At 61.8% G+C, this 13,069-nt stretch carries 13 protein-coding genes; 10 read left to right on the top strand and 3 right to left on the bottom strand.

Annotation, left to right across the window (positions count from 1 at the left end):
• Positions 1-69: 69 nt before the first annotated feature.
• Positions 70-690, bottom strand: a complete 621-nt coding sequence (locus tag HX817_RS25585; RefSeq protein WP_003207828.1) for a TetR/AcrR family transcriptional regulator — start codon at positions 688-690, stop codon at positions 70-72.
• Between the two features lie 144 nt (positions 691-834).
• On the opposite strand from HX817_RS25585, the gene HX817_RS25580 reads away from it, so the two are divergent.
• From HX817_RS25580 to HX817_RS25535, 10 genes are all read left to right on the top strand, one after another.
• On the top strand, positions 835-1,278 hold the full coding sequence (locus HX817_RS25580) for a GNAT family N-acetyltransferase (RefSeq protein WP_003207827.1): 444 nt from the start codon (positions 835-837) through the stop codon (positions 1,276-1,278).
• Between the two features lie 23 nt (positions 1,279-1,301).
• Positions 1,302-1,667 (top strand): copper homeostasis periplasmic binding protein CopC, encoded by a 366-nt coding sequence (gene copC / locus HX817_RS25575; RefSeq protein WP_003207825.1) that lies wholly within the window; start codon positions 1,302-1,304, stop codon positions 1,665-1,667.
• 3 nt (positions 1,668-1,670) lie between these two features.
• Entirely contained in the window at positions 1,671-2,528 is an 858-nt protein-coding gene (gene copD, locus HX817_RS25570) for a copper homeostasis membrane protein CopD (protein ID WP_003207822.1), read from the top strand.
• Positions 2,529-2,676: 148 nt separating this feature from the next.
• Positions 2,677-3,945: an OprD family porin gene (locus HX817_RS25565; protein WP_102369547.1), complete on the top strand. Its 1,269-nt coding sequence runs from the start codon at positions 2,677-2,679 to the stop codon at positions 3,943-3,945.
• A gap of 304 nt (positions 3,946-4,249) precedes the next feature.
• Positions 4,250-5,071, top strand: a complete 822-nt coding sequence (locus tag HX817_RS25560) for an NAD(P)-dependent oxidoreductase (RefSeq protein ID WP_177041570.1) — start codon at positions 4,250-4,252, stop codon at positions 5,069-5,071.
• Between the two features lie 30 nt (positions 5,072-5,101).
• Positions 5,102-5,977, top strand: coding sequence for an SMP-30/gluconolactonase/LRE family protein (locus tag HX817_RS25555; protein ID WP_177041568.1), 876 nt, complete (start codon positions 5,102-5,104; stop codon positions 5,975-5,977).
• Positions 5,978-6,028: 51 nt separating this feature from the next.
• A complete protein-coding gene (locus tag HX817_RS25550) occupies positions 6,029-7,000 on the top strand; it encodes a TRAP transporter substrate-binding protein (protein ID WP_177041566.1) in 972 nt (323 codons plus the stop codon).
• A gap of 67 nt (positions 7,001-7,067) precedes the next feature.
• The gene (locus HX817_RS25545; RefSeq protein ID WP_003207813.1) at positions 7,068-7,595 is read left to right on the top strand and encodes a TRAP transporter small permease; all 528 of its coding nucleotides are present in this window, start codon (positions 7,068-7,070) and stop codon (positions 7,593-7,595) included.
• The gene (locus HX817_RS25540; RefSeq protein WP_003207810.1) at positions 7,596-8,876 is read left to right on the top strand and encodes a TRAP transporter large permease; all 1,281 of its coding nucleotides are present in this window, start codon (positions 7,596-7,598) and stop codon (positions 8,874-8,876) included.
• A gap of 213 nt (positions 8,877-9,089) precedes the next feature.
• A complete protein-coding gene (locus tag HX817_RS25535) occupies positions 9,090-9,950 on the top strand; it encodes an aldose 1-epimerase (protein WP_177041564.1) in 861 nt (286 codons plus the stop codon).
• Positions 9,951-10,073: 123 nt separating this feature from the next.
• Here the strand turns inward: HX817_RS25535 and HX817_RS25530 are convergent, their stop codons facing one another.
• Both HX817_RS25530 and HX817_RS25525 read right to left on the bottom strand, forming a co-directional pair.
• Positions 10,074-11,219 carry an HlyD family secretion protein gene (locus HX817_RS25530; RefSeq protein ID WP_003207807.1) on the bottom strand — a complete coding sequence of 382 codons (1,146 nt, stop codon included), beginning with the start codon at positions 11,217-11,219 and terminating at the stop codon, positions 10,074-10,076.
• Positions 11,216-12,874, bottom strand: a complete 1,659-nt coding sequence (locus HX817_RS25525) for an MFS transporter (RefSeq protein ID WP_003207803.1) — start codon at positions 12,872-12,874, stop codon at positions 11,216-11,218. Before HX817_RS25525 ends, HX817_RS25530 begins: the two co-directional genes overlap by 4 nt.
• Positions 12,875-13,069 lie beyond the last annotated feature (195 nt).

Here is a 13,069-nt window from a genome sequence, read left to right as displayed (position 1 = left end):
CCGCGTCACGACCTTAAGAACGGACGCAGAGCGTCCAGGCGGCATTCCCACGCGGAGCGTGGGAACGATCTAGGGCTCCAACCCGATCCCCCGCAGGATCACACTCGTCACCGTCTGCACCGCCCGCTCAAACTGCATGTCCGACAACGGCTGATGGTCATTCAGGATCTTCACCTGATGGTCAAAGTCGGCATAGTGCTGGGTCGACGCCCAGATCATATACAGCAGGCTCGACGGCTCCACCGGCAAAATCCGCTTGTCCTCCACCCACTGGCGAATCTTCGCTTCCTTCATCTTGGCCCAGTCATACAGGCTCACATCCAGCGCCTCCCCCAGGGTTGGCGCGCCGTGGATGATTTCATTCGCCCAGACTTTCGAACCATAAGGCCGGCTGCGGGAATGTTGCATCTTGGCGCGGATGTAGCTACTGAGCACCACCCGCGGGTCGTCGAACATCTCGAAGCACAAGGCGTCCTGCTTCCACACCTCCAGCAGGTCGAACAACACCGCGCTGTACAGCTCGCTCTTGGTACTGAAGTAGTAATGCAGGTTGGAGCGCGGCAGTTGCACTTCTTCAGCGATGTCGGCCATGGCGGTGCTGCCATAGCCCTTCTCGGCGAAGACCTTTTCAGCCGCCAGCAGAATCTTTTCGACGTTGACCCGACGAATACCGATCTTGTGATTGCCCATAAGGGCTCCCTGACAACAACATAGCTTCAAGACTACCATCCGCTCTAGATCGCGGCGACACGCCACTGTGAAACTTCGTACAAGAACCTTCCCCGCCGATAGCGGATTGGTTAGCATCGCCATCCCCTCGAAGGATCATCCCCCATGACTATTCGACAGCGAAGCGCGTGCGACGACCCGGTGCTGGGTGCACTGTGGGAACGCTCGGTGCGCGCCACCCATGACTTTCTCAGCGAAGACGACATCCAGCGCCTGCTGCCCCTGGTACGCGACTGCTACCTGCCGATGCCCGCACTTGAAGTGTGGGTGTACGAAGATACCCAAGGCATTGGCGGCTTCGTCGGCACCGGCGGCAATAATGTCGAGATGCTGTTTATCGACCCGAACCGACGCGGCCAGGGCATCGGTCGCCAGTTGCTGGACTTCGTCCGCGCCCGCCACGACACCCTACGGGTCGACGTGAACGAGCAGAATCCACAGGCCGTGGGTTTCTACCTGCACTATGGTTTTATCCAGACCGGCCGCTCGCCCGTCGATGGCGAAGGCAAGCCCTTCCCCTTGTTGCACATGGCACTACCGAACGACTGACTCTCACCTGAAGGTATTGAACAATGTTGATCAAGAAGACCCTCACCACCGTTGCCCTGCTCGCTTCCCTGCTGGGCGCCTCGGCCGCGTTTGCCCACGCCCACCTGAAAAGCTCGGAGCCTGCCGCCGACAGCAGCGTCGCCGCGCCCAAGGACCTGCGCCTGACGTTCAGCGAAGGCGTTGAAGCGACCTTCACCAAGGTATCCCTGAGCAAGGACGGCACCGAAGTCGCGATCAAGGGCCTGGAAACCCCGGACGCCGACAAGAAAGTATTGGTGGTGACACCGGCCGCACCCTTGGCCGCCGGCACCTACAAAGTGGTGTGGAACGCGGTCTCGGTGGATACCCACAAGAGCAACGGTGAATACAGCTTCAAGGTCGGCCAATAATCCATGGCCACCCTGCTGGTGCTGTGCCGTTTCCTGCATTTCATCGTCGTGCTGTTGATGTTCGGGGCCTGTGTGTTCAGGCCCTGGCTGCTGGGCGCGGGACCGCAACCGGTGCTGGACCGCCAACTGTCGCGCATCACCCAAGGGTTGGCGTGGCTGGCATTGGTGTCGGGGGTGGCGTGGCTGCTGTTGATCAGCGCGAGCATGGCCGGTGTCGGGCTGGGCGCGCTGGAATGGTCGACCGTGCAGTTGGTGCTGGGCAAAACCTTCTTCGGCCAGGTCTGGACCTGGCACTTGCTACTGAACGTGCTGCTGGTGCTGGGCCTGATGACGCCGTGGAAGGCGTTGCGCCTGCCGCTCTGTGCATTGCTGCTGGCGACACTGGCACCGGTGGGCCATGGCGCCATGCTCAATGGCATGGCCGGACAGTTGCTGATCCTCAATCAGGTGGTGCACCTGGTGTGTGTCGGTGCCTGGCTGGGCGGCCTGCTCCTGCTGGTGTTGATCCTCAGGCAATCGCCCCGCTATCCGTTGGAACCGATCCTCAAGCGCTTCAGTGGCATCGGTTATGGCCTGGTGACAGGGCTGCTGGTGACCGGATTGATCAACGTGCGGGTGCTCACCGGGCAGTTCTGGCCGACGCCCTTGTTCACAGGGTTCGCCCTGATCCTGTTGATCAAGGTGCTGCTGGTGTTCGGCATGCTCGCCCTGGCGCTGCTGAACCGCCTGCGGATTCACAACTGTGAGCAGCGGCTGCCTGCCTTGAAGGCCAGCGTGATGATTGAATGGTTACTAGGTGTTTCAGCGGTAGCCGCCGTTTCGCTGCTTGGCACCTTGCCGCCCATGGTTGCAGCGGGATAACTCCTTCCCCCCTGACTCCCTTCACGCAGGGAGTCATCGTATAACTTTCGATTGACATCCCCCTGAAACCTCGCAAATATCGCCCTCAATGTTGTACGACAACGTATAACAAAATATAAAAACAACAAAAAGACAAGGGAGCGTCACTGTGAGCCAACACGTCCGCCATTTCTCCGGCACCACCCGTTTTGCCGCCATCGGTTTGAGCAGCCTGGCCTTTACCCTCCCCGCCACCGCCTCGGCAGAAGGCTTCATCGATGACGCCACCGCCACGCTCAACCTGCGCAACGCCTACTTCAACCGCAACTTCACCAACCCCGCCTACCCCCAGGGCAAGGCCGAGGAGTGGACGCAAAACTTCATTCTCGATGCCAGGTCCGGCTTCACTCAAGGCACCGTCGGTTTCGGCCTGGACGTGCTGGGCCTGTACTCGCAGAAACTCGACGGCGGCAAAGGTACCGCCGGCACCCAACTGCTGCCGACCCGCAGCGATGGCCGCCCTGCCGATAACTTCGGGCGCCTGGGCGTGGCGCTGAAAACCAAGCTGTCGAACACCGAATTGAAAGTCGGCGAATGGATGCCGGTACTGCCGATCCTGCGCTCGGATGACGGCCGCTCACTGCCGCAAACGTTCCGCGGCGGCCAGGTAACGTCCAGGGAAATCGCCGGCCTGACCTTGTATGGCGGCCAGTTTCGCGGCAACAGCCCGCGCAACGACGCGAGCATGGATGACATGTTTCTCAACGGCAAAGCCGCATTCACCTCGGACCGCTTCAACTTCGGCGGCGGCGAATACACCTTCAACGACAAGCGCACCCAGGTTGGCGTGTGGTACGCCGAACTCAGTGACATCTACCAGCAACAGTATTTCAACCTGACCCACAGCCAGCCCGTGGGCGACTGGACCCTGGGCGCCAACCTCGGGTTCTTCACCGGCAAGGAAGACGGCAAGGCCCTGGCCGGCGACCTCGACAACAAAACCGCGTTCGCCCTGCTCTCGGCCAAATACAAAGGCAACAGCTTCTATATCGGCCTGCAGAAACTCACCGGCGACAGCGCCTGGATGCGGGTCAACGGCACCAGCGGCGGCACCCTGGCCAACGACAGCTACAACGCCAGCTACGACAACGCCAAGGAAAAATCCTGGCAGGTGCGGCACGACTTCAACTTCGTGGTACTGGGCATTCCCGGGTTGACCATGATGAACCGCTACATCAGTGGCGATAACGTGCACACCGGGGCGATCACCAATGGCAAGGAGTGGGGCCGTGAATCGGAGCTGGCCTACACGGTACAAAGCGGTCCACTGCGGGACCTGAATGTGCGCTGGCGCAACGCAACGATGCGCCGGGATTTCAGTACCAACGAGTTTGATGAGAACCGGATATTCATCAGTTACCCGCTGTCGTTGTTATAGCGGTTTACAAACAACCGGAAAGGCTTTTGTGGCGGGGGAGATTGCTGTGGGGGGAGCTTGCTGTGGCGAGGGAGCTTGCTCCCGCTGGGCTGCGCAGCGGCCCCAAAATCTTGGGAGCGCTTCGCACTCCAGCGGGAGCAAGCTCCCTCGCCACAGCAAGCCCTCTTGCCACAGCGAGCCCCCTCGCCACAGGACAGCGATGAGCCTCTATCAACTTCGACCAATAGTGCGTTGACAAGTGTAGGAAACCCTAAGGATACTTCGGATCAGTCATACGACAACCTACAACAATAACGGGATCACCATGACCACCACAACCGCCCCTACCCCGTTCAACCGCTTGCTGCTCACCGGTGCCGCCGGTGGCCTGGGCAAAGTCTTGCGCGAACGCCTGCGTCCTTACGCCAAGGTACTGCGCCTGTCGGATATCGCCGACATGGCCCCGGCCGCTGACGACAGCGAAGAAGTATTGCCTTGCGATCTTTCCGACAAACAAGCCGTGCACCAACTGGTGGAAGGCGTCGATGCGATCCTGCATTTCGGCGGCGTATCGGTGGAACGCTCGTTCGAGGAAGTGCTGGGCGCGAACATCTGCGGGATCTTCCACATCTATGAAGCGGCGCGTCGCCATGGGGTCAAGCGCGTCATCTTCGCCAGCTCCAACCACGTGATCGGCTTCTACAAGCAGGACGACGCCCTCGACGCCCACTCCCCGCGCCGCCCCGACAGTTACTACGGGCTGTCCAAATCCTACGGCGAGGACATGGCCAGTTTCTACTTCGATCGCTACGGCATCGAGACCGTGAGCATCCGCATCGGCTCCTCGTTCCCGGAACCCCAGAACCGCCGGATGATGCACACCTGGCTGAGCTTCGACGACCTCACCCAACTGCTCGAACGCTCGCTGTACACACCGAATGTCGGGCATACCGTGGTCTACGGCATGTCGGATAACCTCGATGTGTGGTGGGACAACCGCTTCGCCGCGCACCTGGGCTTCACCCCGCGGGACTCTTCCGAAGTATTCCGCAAACAGGTGGAAGCCCAGCCGATGCCCGCTGCCGACGACCCGGCGCGGGTGTACCAGGGTGGCGCGTTTTGCGCCGCCGGCCCGTTCGGTGACTGACCACAGACCAACCCAAGGGAATGAGTGGCCATGCAAGCAGAACTGATTGTCGACGCCCGCAACGCCGTGGGTGAATGCCCGGTGTGGGTACCCGGGGAAAACGCCCTGTACTGGGTGGATATTCCCACAGGCGAACTGCAACGCTGGAACGCCACCAGCGGCCAGGCGCAGGCCTGGAAAGCTCCGCAGATGCTCGCCTGCATCGCCCGCACCTCGGCGGGCGATTGGGTTGCGGGCATGCAAACCGGGTTTTTCCGGCTGACGCCCCACAACGATGGCAGGCTCGACACTGCGCCCCTGGCCAGCGTCGAGCACGCCCGCCCGGACATGCGCCTGAACGATGGCCGCTGTGATCGCCAGGGCCGGTTCTGGGCCGGCAGCATGGTGCTGAACATGGCCGAGAATGCGGCCGACGGTGCACTTTACCGCTACGAAACAGGCCGGGCGGTTCACACCGCACTCAACGGTTTCATCACCCCCAACGGCCTGGCCTTCAGCCCGGACGGGCGCACGATGTACCTCTCGGATTCGCACCCGTTGGTCCAGCAGGTCTGGGCCTTCGACTACGACATCGACAGCGGCACGCCGTCCAATCGGCGGCTGTTTGTGGATATGCACCAGTTCCTCGGCCGCCCCGACGGAGCCGCCGTGGATGCCGAAGGTTGCTACTGGATCTGCGCCAACGATGCCGGGCTGGTCCACCGCTTTACCCCCGACGGCCGTCTCGACCGCTCACTGGCCGTGCCGGTGAAAAAACCCACCATGTGCGCCTTCGGTGGCAACCGCCTGGACACCCTGTTCGTCACCTCGATCCGCGACGACCACAGTGCCCAGTCGCTGGCCGGCGGCGTGTTTGCCCTCAACCCCGGGGTCACCGGATTGCCGGAGCCGACCTTCATCCTCTAGCTGCATCGCTGTGCCTTGAATAAAACAATAACAAGACTGGAGAGACACCCCATGGACTTCAAACGCACTTTGCTCCTCGCCGCACTCCCCTTCACCTTCGTCTTCGCCGGTGCCGCCCACGCGCTGGAAATCAAATTCGCCGACATCCACCCCGCCGGCTACCCCACCGTCGTCGCCGAAGAACAGCTGGGTAAAACCCTGGTGGCCCAAAGCAACGGCGGCCTGACCTTCAAGATGTTCCCCGGCGGCGTGCTGGGCTCGGAAAAGGAAGTGGTGGAACAGGCCCAGGTCGGCGCGATCCAGATGGCCCGGGTCAGCCTCGGCATCGTCGGCCCGGTGGTGCCGGACGTGAACGTGTTCAACATGCCGTTCGTGTTCCGCGACCAGGTGCATATGCGCAAGGTCATCGACGGCGAGATCGGCGATGAAATCCTCGCCAAGATCACCGACTCCGAATTCAACCTGGTGGCGCTCGCCTGGATGGACGGCGGCACGCGCAACCTCTACACCAAGAAACCGGTGCGCAAGATCGAAGACCTCAAGGGCATGAAGATCCGCGTGCAGGGCAACCCGATCTTCATCGAAACCATCAACGCCATGGGCGGCAACGGCATTGCCATGGACACCGGCGAGATCTTCAGCGCCCTGCAGACCGGCGTGATTGACGGCGCGGAAAACAACCCGCCCACCCTGCTGGAACACAACCACTACCAGAACGCCAAGTTCTACAGCCTGACCGGCCACCTGATTCTGCCCGAGCCCATCGTGATGTCGAAAATCACCTGGAACAAGCTCACCCCCGAGCAACAGGTGCTGGTGAAGAACACCGCCAAGGCCGCGCAGATTCAGGAGCGCGAGCGGTGGGACGCCAAGTCCGCCAGCAGTGAAGCCAAGCTCAAGGCTGCTGGCGTCGAGTTCATCGACATCGACAAAAAACCGTTCTATGAGGCCACCGCTTCGATTCGCGACAAGTACGGCGCGCCCTACGCCGACCTGATCAAGCGCATCGAAGCCGTCGAGTAACCCTTTTTCCTCTCATAGATAAGGCCCGGCGCGGTCGGTACCGACGCGCCCGGTTACGGTGAACGCCATGAAGAATTTACTGCTGCGCATCAACGACCGCATTTACATGAGCTGCATCTGGATCGCCGGCCTCGCCGTTCTCGGCGTCGCGCTGATCATCCCCTGGGGCATCTTCGCCCGCTACGTGCTCGGCACCGGCTCCAGCTGGCCGGAGCCCACCGCCATCCTGCTGATGCTGGTGTTCACCTTTGTCGGCGCCGCCGCCAGCTACCGCGCCGGGGCGCACATGTCGGTGGCCATGGTCACCGACCGCCTGCCGCCCGGCCAACGCCGAATCGTCGGCATCGTCTCGCAATTGCTGATGGCAACCATCTGCCTGTTCATGACGATTTGGGGCAGCAAATTGTGCCTGTCGACCTGGAACCAGTTCATGAGCGCCATGCCGACCTTGCGGGTGGGCATCACCTATATGCCGATCCCGATCGGTGGCTTGCTGACCCTGGTTTTTGTGCTGGAAAAACTCCTGCTGGGTGACCAGAGCAACCGTCGGGTCGTGCGCTTCGACCTGGTTGAAGAAAGTGAAGGGGCTGCCTGAATGGACGCATTGATTCTGTTGGGCAGCTTTATCGCCCTGATCCTGATTGGCATGCCGGTGGCCTACGCCCTGGGGCTTTCTGCGCTGATCGGCGCGTGGTGGATCGACATTCCGTTCCAGGCCCTGATGATTCAGGTGGCCGGCGGGGTGAACAAGTTTTCGCTGATGGCGATTCCGTTCTTCGTGCTGGCCGGGGCGATCATGGCCGAGGGCGGCATGTCGCGCCGGCTGGTGGCGTTTGCCGGGGTGCTGGTGGGCTTTGTGCGCGGCGGCCTGTCCCTGGTGAACATCATGGCCTCGACGTTTTTTGGCGCGATCTCCGGCTCGTCGGTGGCCGATACGGCGTCTGTCGGTTCGGTGCTGATTCCGGAAATGGAACGCCAGGGCTATCCCCGTGAATTCGCCACCGCCGTCACCGTGAGCGGCTCGGTACAAGCCTTGCTGACGCCTCCGAGCCACAACTCGGTGCTCTACTCCCTGGCGGCGGGCGGCACCGTGTCCATCGCCTCGCTGTTCATGGCCGGCGTGGTCCCGGGCCTGCTGATGAGCGCCTGCCTGATGGTGCTGTGCCTGATCTTCGCGAAAAAGCGCAACTACCCCAAAGGCGAAGTGATCCCCCTGAAACAGGCACTGAAAATCTGCGCCGACGCATTGTGGGGCCTGATGGCCATGGTGATCATTCTTGGCGGGATTCTGTCGGGCATCTTCACCGCCACCGAGTCGGCGGCGATTGCGGTGTTGTGGGCGTTCTTCGTGACCATGTTCATCTACCGCGACTACAAATGGAGCGAGCTGCCCAAGCTGATGCACCGCACGGTGCGCACGATCTCCATCGTGATGATCCTGATCGCGTTCGCCGCCAGCTTCGGCTACATCATGACCCTGATGCAGATCCCGGCGAAGATCACCACGATGTTCCTGACCCTGTCGGACAACCGCTACGTGATCCTGATGTGCATCAACGCCATGCTGCTGTTGCTGGGTACGGTGATGGACATGGCGCCGCTGATTTTGATCCTCACGCCGATTTTGCTGCCGGTGATCCTGGGGATTGGCGTCGACCCGGTGCACTTCGGCATGATCATGCTGGTGAACCTGGGGATCGGCCTGATCACCCCGCCGGTGGGTGCGGTGTTGTTTGTGGGGGCGGCGGTGGGCAAAGTCAGCATCGAGAAGACCGTGAAGGCGTTGCTGCCGTTTTATGGCGTGCTGTTTTTGGTGCTGATGGCCGTGACCTACATTCCGGCGTTGTCGTTGTGGTTGCCGGGGTTGGTGTTATAAGCCCCACACTGCGTGTAGCGAGGGAGCTATTGTGGAGAGGGAGCTGCTGTGGCAAGGGAGCTTGGTGTGGAGAGGGAGCTTTCTGTGGCGAGGGAGCTTGCTCCCGCTGGAGTGCGAAGCGCTCCCGCTTTTTTTGGGGCCGCTCCGCAGCCCATCGGGAGCAAGCTCCCTCGCCACACAAGCATTCATCATTCAATAGGTCTGCTGACACTCATGATGCTTGAACTCGAAGACAACCTGACCCACCTGACGCTGGCGCCAGCGTTGGGCGGGAGTATCGTCAACTGGACAGTACGCAGCAGCGGCCAGCCGTTGCTACGCCACACCGATCAACAGGCGCTGGCCAGCGGCCTGCCGGGGAAGCTTGCGTGCTTCCCGCTGACGCCCTGGTCGAACCGGGTTGCCGAAGGTGGCTTTGATAACCCATCAGGGTGGTTGGGACTTGAGCCCAACAGCCCGCTGGACCCGCTGCCAATTCATGGCAGTGCCTGGCAACAGGTGTGGCAGGTGGTCAGCCAGACGTCAGACGAAGTGGTGTTGCAACTGGACAGCAGCACACCCTTTGCGTATCGCGCCGAGCAGCGGGTTCAGTTGAAGGGCGGCAAGTTGAGCATCACCTTGCGCGTCACGCACCTGGCGGAAACGGCGACGTGGCATGGGCTGGGATTGCATCCGTATCTGCCCCGCAGGCCGGGCACGCAATTGCAGGCAAAGGCTTCGCAGGTATGGATGAGTGATGCGGCGAAATTGCCGACAGGGCTGGCTGCCGTACCCGCCGAGTGGGATTTTCAACACCCAGAATCGTTGCCCGAGACACTGGTGGACAACGGTTTTTGCCAGTGGGACGGGCGCTGCGTCATCCAGCAGCCAGACCTGGGTTACACCCTGGAATGCCAGGCCACCGGCAGCGACTATTACCTGCTGTATTGCCCGCCGGGGCTGGATTTTTTCTGCTTCGAGCCGGTGAGTCATCCGGTGAATGCCCATCACCTGCCGGGTAGGCCGGGATTGAAGCTGTTGGAACAAGGCCAGTCGGCAGAACTCAGTTTCAGCCTGCAATACAAAACCCTCTAACAACACAAAACCCATGTGGGAGCGGGCTTGCTCGCGAATGCGGTGGATCAGTCAACACATCTGCGACTGACACTCCGCATTCGCGAGCAAGCCCGCTCCCACATTTTTGATCTCCATTGTGTCTTAGGGAGGGGTGTTTTTCAGGCGCCCCGCCGTGTCGATACTCACCACCACCGATAACCCCGGTCGCAGCCGTTCACTCTGCTCCTGCCCCGGATCCACGGTAATCCGCACCGGCACCCGCTGGGCGATCTTGACGAAGTTGCCGGTAGCATTGTCCGCCTGCAACAGGCTGAACTCCGACCCGGTCGCCGGGGAAATGCGCTGCACCGTGCCGTGAAACTTTCGGTGGTCCAGGGCATCCACGGTAAAGGTCACCGGCTGGCCAACCTGCACGTTGTCCATCTGGGTTTCTTTCATGTTGGCGATCACCCACAGCTGGTTCGGCACCAGCGCCATCAACTGCGCGCCGCTGTTGACGTAGGCCCCGAGGCGCACGCCAATCTGGCCCAGTTGCCCGTCACGCGGGGCGATGATCCGGGTGTTCGACAGGTCGATACGCGCCAGCTCCACTGCCGCATCGGCACTGGCCACCGCCGCCTCCAGCGAACCGCGATTGACGATCACTGTCTGCAAATCCTGCCGGGCGATTTCCAGGTTGGCCTGGGCCTGGGCCACGGCCGCGATGGTTTGCGCATTGGCGGCGCGGGTCACGTCCAGCTCGCGTTTGGACACCGACCCATCGCTGATCAACTCCTCATTGCGGCGCAAATCCGCGGTGCTTTTGCGGGCCTGGGCCTGGCTGTCCATCAAGGCCGCCTGACGCAGCTTGATGGTCGCCTCGGCGCTGTTGCGTTGCTGCACCACATTGGCCAGGGACGCCTGCTGCACCGCCAATTGCGCCTGGGCCTGATCAAGGCGCTGCTTGTAGATACGGTCATCGAGGCGCACCAGCAAATCCCCGGCCTTGACGTACTGGAAGTCCGTCACCGGCACTTCATACACGTAGCCGCTGAGCTGCGGCCCGATGATCGTCACCTGGCCGCGCACCAGGGCGTTTTCGGTGGTTTCCACGGCGCTGCTGAAGGGCGGCAACTGCCAGGCGTAGAGCACGATCAGCACGCCGATAATCGCAATCGCGGCAAAGCCCATGGAAGAGATGATGCGCACCCGCAAGGAGCGCGGTTCGGTGGCCGGCATGCTCGGCGGCGCGGTGCCTTCCGGCGTGGAAGCGATGGCGTTGGTGGTGGTCGTCGTCGGTTCGGTCATGAAGAAAGTGCGCCGCTGGGTTGAACGGGAGGCGCTGCACTGGCGGCAGCTTTAGTGGTACTCATCAGCCAGAGGCTGCGGATAAAGATCCAGATCATGGTGAGTATGGCGATGATCGCGATCAGCATGAACACATCGTTGTAGGCCATCACATTCGCCTCGCGGGTGGCGGCCGTGGCCAGGCTGCGAATGCCCATGAGGTTGCGCAACTCGGGGTCGGCGATCACCCCGCCATAGGCCGAGCCGCCGCTGGCAACACGCGCCGCCACACGCGGGTCGAGCAAGGTCAGGTGTTCGACGATCATGCTGGAATGGAATTTTTCCCGCACGATCTGGAACGTACCGAGCAATGCCGCGCCGATGAGGCCGCCGAGGTTCTGGCAGATCCCGAACAGCACCGAGAAACTCACCAGGTTCCTGGGGTTGGTCAGTACGTTCTTCGTGCCCAGGACCATGGTCGGCCCGAGGAAGAACGTGCCGCCAAAGCCTAGCAGGAACTGGCTGATGTACATGTTTTGCGGACGCGTGAGGTTGCTGGAGAAACTGTCCATCACCGAGCCCACGGCCATGAAGGCCAGGGAGATGATCAGCGGCATCAGCAAATGCGCGGGGTTGATGGTCAGCGCGCTCACGGCCAGGCCGGCAATCGCCCCCGCCAGCATCACCCAATACAGCGTGCGCATCTGCTCGTTGCTCATGTTCAGCATCTGCATGAAGCCCACTGCACCGGTGGACTGCTCCGAGAGCACCATGCGAATCAGCACCACCGCCAGCGCCAGGCGAATCATCGCCCCGCTGCCCAGCCAACGGGTCATCAGCAACGGGTTGGAGCGGTTATGTTCGATGGCCAGGCCGGCCATGATCAGCACCAGCGAGCAGGCCGAGGCGATACCGATCCACGGCGCTTCCAGCCACCAGTCGATACGGCCCAGGGACAGCACCGCGCAGAGCAAGGCAACGCCGGTGGCGAGGATGGCGAAGGTCAGGAAGTCGAGTTTTTCGAAGGTCTTGAAGCGGTCGCCCGGTGGCAGCTTGAGCAGGAACACACAGCCCAGGCAGGTCAGGGCCATGCCCAGTTCGAACAGGTACAGGCCGCGCCATTCGGCGATTTGCAGCAGGTCTTCGGAGAACAGTCGGGCCAGGGGCAACGCCAATTGCGCGGTGCCCAGGCCGAGCACCAGGGCTTTCATCCGCCACTTTGCGGGAAAGGCCTGGATCATGTAGTAAAGGCCCAGGGAACTGAGGGCGGCGCCGACCATGCCGTGGGCCGCGCGTACGGCGATGGCCGAGCTGAGGTCGTTGACGAACAGGTGGCCGAAGGTGACCAGGGCGTAGAGCACCAGGAACACTTCGGTGAACGCACGCAGGCCGAATTGCTGGCGGAATTTCACCAGCAGCAGGTTCATGGAGACGTTGGTCATGACGTAAGCGGCGGGGAGCCAGGCCATCTCGGCCGTCGTCGCGCCCAGGGCGCCCTGGAGGTACACAAGGTTGGCGATCACCAGCGAGTTGCCGAGGCCACCGGTGATTGCCACCAGTACGCCAACGAGGGCGTAGGCCCAGCGCTTGCGGGTGGAATGCAGCGGCGTCGACGGCGAGCCCGGCAGGCTCGGGCGCTCGTGGGGCTGCCAGGTGTGGGGGGTGTATTTGTCCATTCGGTGGCCTTGATGACCGGCGTTTGGGGCCGGTGGAACGGTTACTCAGGGAGTAGTAAACCTGAGTGGAGTTCAACTTGCCATCCTGGGAGGGATTTGGGCGGTTGGGGTGTATATCCGTTGCTGCGGTAACGGCTGCTTATGGTTCCGCTCTTACAGCGGCTCACTTCTTAACAGCGCAAAAGTAAGCAAAAC

The sequence above is a fragment of the Pseudomonas sp. C6002 genome, from assembly GCF_013385805.1.
GTDB lineage: Bacteria > Pseudomonadota > Gammaproteobacteria > Pseudomonadales > Pseudomonadaceae > Aquipseudomonas.
Note: the sequence above shows the minus strand (reverse complement) of the source record. Positions and strands in the feature narration are given on the sequence as shown.